General features: G+C 49.5%; 6 protein-coding genes. 3 read left to right on the top strand and 3 right to left on the bottom strand.

Annotated elements, in window-relative coordinates; genetic code table 11:
- Window positions 1-117: 117 nt before the first annotated feature.
- Window positions 118-1,869, bottom strand: a complete 1,752-nt coding sequence (locus ABYP73_RS09415; protein WP_372974144.1) for a M56 family metallopeptidase — start codon at window positions 1,867-1,869, stop codon at window positions 118-120.
- Window positions 1,870-1,871: 2 nt separating this feature from the next.
- Entirely contained in the window at window positions 1,872-2,231 is a 360-nt protein-coding gene (locus tag ABYP73_RS09410) for a BlaI/MecI/CopY family transcriptional regulator (RefSeq protein WP_372945059.1), read from the bottom strand.
- A gap of 170 nt (window positions 2,232-2,401) precedes the next feature.
- Between ABYP73_RS09410 and ABYP73_RS09405 the strand changes: the two genes are divergently transcribed.
- Window positions 2,402-3,340, top strand: a complete 939-nt coding sequence (locus ABYP73_RS09405; RefSeq protein ID WP_372945060.1) for a calcium/sodium antiporter — start codon at window positions 2,402-2,404, stop codon at window positions 3,338-3,340.
- Between the two features lie 75 nt (window positions 3,341-3,415).
- Here ABYP73_RS09405 and ABYP73_RS09400 read toward each other — a convergent pair whose 3' ends face one another.
- The gene (locus ABYP73_RS09400) at window positions 3,416-4,438 is read right to left on the bottom strand and encodes a glutamine synthetase beta-grasp domain-containing protein (protein ID WP_188370992.1); all 1,023 of its coding nucleotides are present in this window, start codon (window positions 4,436-4,438) and stop codon (window positions 3,416-3,418) included.
- Window positions 4,439-4,650: 212 nt separating this feature from the next.
- On the opposite strand from ABYP73_RS09400, the gene ABYP73_RS09395 reads away from it, so the two are divergent.
- Both ABYP73_RS09395 and ABYP73_RS09390 read left to right on the top strand, forming a co-directional pair.
- Window positions 4,651-6,837 (top strand): glutamine synthetase III, encoded by a 2,187-nt coding sequence (locus ABYP73_RS09395; protein WP_372974143.1) that lies wholly within the window; start codon window positions 4,651-4,653, stop codon window positions 6,835-6,837.
- Window positions 6,838-6,913: 76 nt separating this feature from the next.
- Window positions 6,914-8,038 (top strand): AIR synthase related protein (locus ABYP73_RS09390; protein ID WP_372974145.1); only part of this gene is annotated, 1,125 nt, incomplete at its 3' end.

Below are 8,038 nucleotides of genomic sequence, written 5' to 3'. Positions count from 1 at the left end.
TTTCCTAGGCAGGAAATGGGCCAAAAGGGTCGTTTTTAAACACTTTCATCTTTTTGGAACAAAAAACCGGCCCTCATGAGGCCGGTCTCAGGTTAGGTAATAAGCGTTGGTTTTTTGTCAGTTTTTTTTCGTGCTGATCTTGATCACCCCGTCTTTGGCCTTGTCTCCGTACTCCTCAGTGGCTTTCTCTCCTTTGATAACCTCCACCTTCTCTATTTTGCTGGGCGATAGTCCTTCGAATTCCTCCTTGCTCATTTCCTTTCCGTCTACAATGAAGAGGGGATTCTCACCCTTTTCGCTGTCCATAAAGAAAAAGGAAGCCCCTCCTTTCTCGATGATCTCTATGTCTTCTTCATCGCCCGAATCTTTGAGGATAAACACATTTGCACCTTCCCCCTTGTGGATCTTTTTGATCTTAATACGTTTTCCATCGCCATTTTCGCCCAGGGCTTTTAATTCATCTTCGGTAATCTCCATTTCGTTGACCGTAATGACCTTTTCTCCGTCCTTGACCTCTACCAGGACCTTCATTTCGTCCCCATCCCCGTCACTGGTCCAGTTGAAAGCTCCATCTTCATCCCCCTTCATAAGGATCCTCTTGTGCACCTTGTGCTTTCCGTCGTGCGTATCATCAGCATCAGTGTCAACAACGATCATTTTAGAATAGTTCTTGCCTGTGGAATGGATGGTGTGGTGTGAGGCTCCTGAGAAAAAGCCAATACTGCGATCTTCACCTTCGCCGGTGACCCTGAAGGTAAAAGGTTTGATGGGTGTATCGCTGTTCTGGCTGTAATTACCACTGATACCGTTTTCATCCTTGTAGCTGCCGCTGATAGCCGTTATCTCCCCGGCCTTGTTGCGTTTGATGCCTTTGAATTTGAGATCTATACCTTGTTCCTTCATAAATTTAGTGTCCGCTTCTATTTGCTCTTTGGAGTAATCCTTGTCGATAAGGATCTCGATCCTGCTGATCTTTACTTCTACGGTCATTTCTTTTTCCTTTTCCTGGGCGACCACCCGAGTGTTGAAGGCGAATAGGAATCCTGCGAGCAGTGGCAGGATGAACGCATATTTCAATGCATGGAGTCGGTTCGATTTTGATTTGTGTAACATGACGATTCGTTTTTTGATTAATGAACTGTAAAATGGGTTAGTGATTGGTGTATGATGAATATTCGATGATACTTTCAACAAGGCATACTGGTAATTTCTCACCGATTTGGTTTGCCTGATCGCACTGGAATCGGCAAGGAATTCAAGATTCTGCTGAATATGCCGTTTGTAAAGCCAGCTCAGGGGGTTGAGCCACAATAATACAGTCAGCAGATGGGCGAGGAGCATATCCACCGAATGCGCCTGGGTGCAGTGTGCCCTTTCGTGCTGCCTGATGGCATCCAATTCACTTTCACTGAACTGTGAAGGGTTGTAGACGATGTAATTAAAAAAGGAAAATGGAGCGAGATCCTGATCGGTCTCCACATAACGTACATCTCCTATCCTTTTGACCTCGTGATTTCTCAGCAAGCGGTGCAGGGAATAAAGTTGCATCAGGAACTTTAACCCGAGGAAAATCAGGCCGGAAATATAGACGGCAGACAAGAGCAATGCCCAGTCCGGTCCCTGTTCTGCTATCGCAGGTACGACTGATCCCGATTGGATCATTTCAGCCTCAGGGATGACGACGGACTCTACAAGGACGTATTTCTTTATTTCCACAAATGGGAGAAGAAATGAGATCACTATCCCCCCCAGCAGGAAATGTCGGTTGGCCTTAAAAAACGTTTCCCGCCTGAGAAGGAGGAGGTACGTCCCCAGGAAGAGTGCTAAGATCCCGGAGACTTTGGCCAGGTATATGAGAATGAGATCCATGTTCACTTATTTTTTTCGATCAGGTTGATGATTTCCTTTAATTCTTCCACCGAGATCTTTTCTTCTTTGGCAAAGAAGGAGACCAGGCTCTTATAGGAATTGTCGTAGAAGTCGGCTATCGTCTCATTCACAAATCGCTTCCTGTAGGCCTCTTTGGACACCAGGGGGTAATAGCGATGCGTATTCCCAAAAGCCTCATGGCTCACATACCCCTTGTCCTCCAGGTTCCGAACTATGGTGGAAAGCGTGTTGTAATGAGGGGGGTCTTCCGTGATCTCTGCCTGGATTTCCTTGACAAAGGCTTTTTCGAGCTTCCAGAGGATCTTCATGACCTCTTCCTCTCTGTTGGTGAGTCTTTTCATAATGTGATATCTACAATCAAACCTACAACTATAAAAATAGTTGTACAACTAAATTTGTAGTTATTTAACATTTCTTCAGGTACTCCGGTAGGTGATCCTTGAAAATATCCTTTCGGTACGATCTGTGGCCCTAACTTTTCGAATACCTTATATTTACCAAAAATTCAGAATTGCAGCATTTGCTTTTTATCGTTCTGGGCCTTGTACTGCTGATTCTCGGTGGTAACTGGCTCCTGAAGGCTGCTGTTGCCCTATCTCTCAGGCTCAGGATCCCGAGGATCATCATCGGGATGACCGTTGTTTCATTTGCCACTTCCGCTCCGGAATTGATCGTGAGTGTGACCGCCGCTGTCGAAGGTTTTTCCGACCTGGCCCTGGGGAATGTGGTGGGTTCCAATATCGCGAACCTGGGCTTGGTGCTTGGGATCATCCTGGTCATGGGGCCCATAGATGTACGTAAAAGCTTTTACGTCACTGACTGGCCCGTGATGATGGCCGCATCCCTCCTGGTCTTTTTCCTGCTCTATTACGACGGGCAGATCAGTGCGCTGGAAGGACTGATCATGATCGCCTGCCTGTTCCTCTTCCTCGTATTCTTACTTCGATTTCAGCAACCCGCGGTGGTGGAGGACCTCAATAAGTCCATCCTGCCCCTGCCTCTTTACAAGGCTGTTCTCTTCCTGGGGCTGGGAGGGGCAGGGCTGTGGGCGGGTTCGGAATTCCTGATCTCAGGTGCCGTGGGTTTTGCCAAATTTTACCAGGTGAGTGAGAGGATCATAGGGATCACGGTGGTTTCCGTAGGGACGAGTATCCCGGAACTAGCGGCCTCGGTCATCGCGATACTGAAAGGGGAAAAGTCGATCAGCGTCGGTAACCTCATTGGCTCTAACATCTTCAATCTGCTGGCCGTCCTCGGGGTCACCTCGTTGGTCCATCCTATACAGGTTGTAGACCGCGGCCTTCTCACAAATGATATTTTCTGGATGCTGGGCTTTGCCTTCGCAGTACTGCCGCTAGTATTCTTCCCCAAGGGATTGAGGCTGGGGTGGCACGATGGGATCATTCTCCTGATCTCCTATGCAGCCTTCGTATACCTCACTTTATTTTAGGTCTCCTGGTAGGCCGGAAAATAAAAAACCGCCTCAGAATTTCTGAGGCGGTTTGTAACATGAGCTTTAAAATAATTATGCTGTAGCTTCTATTTTGGCCGATTTTACGGTCTTAACGATCCTTCCGGCGATCTTGTATGGGTCTCCGTTAGAAGCAGGCCTCCTGTCTTCCAGCCATCCTTTCCATCCGCGCTCCACAGTGGCGATAGGGATCCTGATAGAGGCACCCCTGTCTGAGATTCCGTAGCTGAAATCGTGGATCGAAGCAGTCTCATGCAATCCGGTAAGACGCTGATCGTTGAATTCTCCGTAGACAGCAATGTGTTCCTTAGCCACAGGCCTGAAGGCTTCACATACTGCTTCATAGACGTCCTTGCTTCCTGCATTTCTCAACAGGCTGTTAGAGAAGTTGGCGTGCATTCCGGAACCGTTCCAGTCACCTTTGACAGGTTTCGGATGGTACTCGATATAGTATCCGTAAGACTCAGTGAGACGGTCAAGGATATAACGTGCCACCCATACCTGGTCTCCTGCATTCTTCGCCCCTTTGGCAAAGATCTGGAACTCCCATTGTCCACAGGCTACTTCCTGGTTGATCCCTTCGAAATTGATCCCTGCAGCGATGCAGATATCGGCGTGCTCTTCCACAAATTGACGCCCGTGGGTATTTTTTCCACCTACTGAGCAGTAGTACATCCCCTGAGGTCCGGGATAACCACCCACAGGGAATCCCAAGGGAAGCTGGGTATGGTTGTCCATGATAAAATATTCTTGCTCGAAACCGAACCAGAAGTCGTTGTCGTCGTCATCGATCTTGGCTCTGTGGTTGGTCTCGTGTGGTGTGCCATCAGGATTGAGGACCTCGGTCATTACCAGGTATCCGTTATCCCTTGTTGGGTCTGGGAAAATTGCCACAGGCTTCAATAGGCAGTCAGATGAATTCCCTTCGGCCTGCTTGGTCGAACTTCCGTCAAATGACCAAATGGGGCAGTCCTCCAGTTTTCCACTGAAATTCTCCTCGATCTTTGTCTTGCTGCGCATGTTCTGGGTCGGAAAGTATCCATCCAGCCAGATGTATTCCAATTTTGCTTTGCTCATAATCTTGCGAGTTAAATTTTCAAATTTTTTAGATCGTCAAAAATATAGTTTTTGATGTCATATATGGAAACTTTTGGGGGGTAATTATCAATAAATTAGATAAAATTATCAACACCCCTATTTTTTAGGGGGTTAATTGCAAAAATATTATTTTAATGAGGGATAAGTGCGAAATGTTTAATTTTGCTCCCACATCTTAATCAGTCGATGCCATGTCTACTCAAAGAAACAATGCCATAAAGGAAAGCAGCAAGCGTAAAGCCCGCTCTTTTGTTGAACAGATCAGGAGATCCGAGCTTTTTGGCTCCCAGGTATTCAACGAGGAAAAAATGGTACAGTACCTTACCCGTGATGCTTACGAGAGTGTAAAAAATGCCATTTTCACCGGTTCCAAGATCGACCGCAAGATGGCAGACCAGATCGCTGAAGCCATGAAGGCCTGGGCGCTTTCTATGGGGGCTACTCACTATACCCATTGGTTCCAGCCTCTTACCGGGGCTACTGCTGAGAAGCACGATGCCTTTTTCGACCTCCTGCCAGACGGCAGGGCACTGGAAAAATTTGGGGGCAGTCAGCTGGTACAACAGGAACCCGACGCTTCCAGTTTCCCCAGTGGGGGAATCCGCAATACCTTCGAAGCCAGGGGGTACACCGCCTGGGATCCTTCTTCCCCCGCATTTATCTACGGGGCAACCCTCTGCATACCCACCATATTTGTCTCCTATACAGGGGAAGCCCTGGACAATAAGGCCCCTTTGTTGCGAGCCCTGCATGCCGTAGATCAGGCAGCCACGGGGGTGGCCCGATATTTTGACAAATCGGTGAACAAGGTCATGGCGACCCTGGGATGGGAACAGGAATACTTTCTGATAGACAAGGCGCTGGCAGGTTCGAGGCCCGACCTGGTGCTCACGGGACGAACCCTGGTGGGCCAGGCAGCTGCCAAGGGACAACAGCTGGACGATCACTATTTTGGGGTGATCCCCCTGAGGGCCATCAACTTTATGAAAGACCTGGAAGTAGAATGTACCAGATTGGGTATCCCTGTCAAGACCCGGCATAACGAGGTAGCCCCCAACCAGTTTGAATTAGCGCCCGTTTTTGAGGAGGCCAACCTGGCCGTGGATCACAATCTGCTGCTGATGGATATTATGGAAAAGGTGGCCGACCGTCACGACCTGAAAGTATTATTCCACGAAAAACCCTTTGCGGGAATCAACGGCTCAGGAAAGCACAACAACTGGTCTCTGGCTACAGATACAGGAGTTAACCTCCTCAGCCCGGGATCCACTCCCATGAAGAACCTCCAATTCCTCACTTTTTTTGTCAATACCATCAAGGCTGTAGACACCTATGAGGAACTGCTCAGGGCCTCTATTGCCTCGGCGACCAATGACCATCGCCTGGGTGCCAATGAAGCCCCACCGGCTATTTTTTCCATTTTCATCGGGGAGCAGCTCAGCGCGGTGCTGGACGAACTCGAAGGCGTTTCCCAGGGGAAACTCTCTCCCGAGGAGAAAACGGAACTCAAGCTGAACGTGGTAGGAAAAATACCGGAGATCCTGTTAGATAACACGGACCGGAACCGAACGTCCCCCTTTGCCTTTACGGGCAATAAATTCGAGATGAGGGGAGTGGGCGCCAAGATGAATTGTGCCAAGCCCATGACAGTGCTCAATACCATCGTGGCCAGACAGCTGATCGAGTTCAAGAAAGAGGTAGACAAACTTATCGAAAAGAAAAAACTCAAAAAAGACGAAGCGATCTTCAATGTCCTGAGAGAGTATATCAAGGCTTCAAAACGCATCCGTTTTGACGGGGACGGATACAGTGAAAGCTGGCAAAAGGAGGCCGCTAAAAGAAAGCTTAGCAACAACAAGACGACGCCCGAAGCCCTCGAGATCGTGGTCTCGAAAGGTTCCATAGACCTGTTCAATGAAATGCAGGTCATGAGTGAAGTGGAGGTAAAGGCCAGGCATGAGGTCGATCTGGAGACCTATATCCTCCAGACCCAGATCGAGGGAAGGGTTTTCAACGAGCTGGTCAATACGCAGATCATCCCGGCAGCCATTGCCTACCAGAACAAAGTGATCTCCAACATCCGGGGGATCAAGGAAATCTATGGCTCGGGTTATCAGCAACATGCAGAAGCCCAGTTATCGATCCTTGAAGAGATTTCGGGCCATCTGGCAGCCACCCGTAAAAAGTCGGAAGCCATGACCGAAGCCCGGAAAAAAGCCAACTCGGAAAAGGACATCCGCAAAAAGGCAAAGGCTTATTGCCATGAGGTAAGGCCTTATTTTGAGGACATCCGATACCATTGCGATAAGCTGGAGCAACTGGTGGACGACCGGGACTGGCCTCTGGCTAAGTACCGGGAACTTCTGTTTATCCGATAACCGTATCCGTACATAATTCCTGCGGATTGCGTGCATGTGATTTCATTCCCCTATTTTTGCGGAGAATCATGAATATCTGAACGTGTCTGTAAGCAAGCGATACCAACAAAGAGGTGTGTCTGCCTCCAAAGAGGATGTGCACAAGGCGATTCGCAACCTGGACAAGGGCCTGTTTCCCAAGGCGTTTTGCAAAATCGTTCCCGACTCATTGACGGGTGATGACAGCTACTGCCTGGTCATGCACGCCGATGGGGCCGGGACCAAATCCTCCCTGGCTTATATGTACTGGAAGGAGACGGGTGATCTTTCTGTCTGGAAAGGGATCGCACAGGATGCCCTGGTGATGAACCTGGACGACCTGCTCTGCGTGGGGGTTACCGAAAATATCCTCCTTTCCTCTACCATCGGTAGGAACAAAAACCTCATCCCCGGGGAGGTCATCGAGGCCATTATCACAGGGACCGAGGAATTTATAGAATCCATGGCGTCCCATGGGGTGCAGATCCGATCGACAGGAGGAGAGACCGCAGACGTTGGGGACCTCGTGCGTACCATCATCGTCGACTCTACGGTTACGGCACGTATCCGCAGGGACAGGGTCATCGACAACGCCCGTATCCGCCCGGGTGACGTGATCGTCGGCCTGGCATCTTTTGGTCAGTCGACCTACGAGACCGAATACAATGGCGGAATGGGTAGCAACGGACTCACGTCGGCCCGGCATGACGTTTTCGGGAAGGCCCTGGCCAGTCGCTACCCCGAGAGTTACGACCCTTCTGTTCCGAAAGAACTGGTCTATTCCGGAAGCATGCAGCTGACCGATCCGGTGGAGGGAGTGCCCCTGGATGCAGGAAAGCTGGTTTTGTCGCCCACAAGGACCTATGCCCCGGTGATCCGTAAGATCCTCCAGAAGTACGCCCCCACGGATATTCACGGCATGGTACACTGCAGTGGAGGGGCCCAGACCAAGATCCTTCATTTTCTTGATAAGAACCATGTGATCAAGGACAACCTCTTTCCGCTTCCCCCTTTATTCAGGCTTATTCAGGAACAGTCGGGCACCGACTGGAAGGAGATGTACCAGGTCTTTAACTGCGGGCACCGCATGGAGCTCTATGTTGAGGAGAAGATTGCAGCAGATCTGATCGCCATATCAGAAAGTTTTGGGGTAGAGGCCCGGGTGATTGGAAGGGTAGAGGAG

Source organism: Muriicola sp., assembly GCF_041567615.1.
Taxonomy (GTDB): domain Bacteria; phylum Bacteroidota; class Bacteroidia; order Flavobacteriales; family Flavobacteriaceae; genus Muriicola.
Note: the sequence above shows the minus strand (reverse complement) of the source record. Positions and strands in the feature narration are given on the sequence as shown.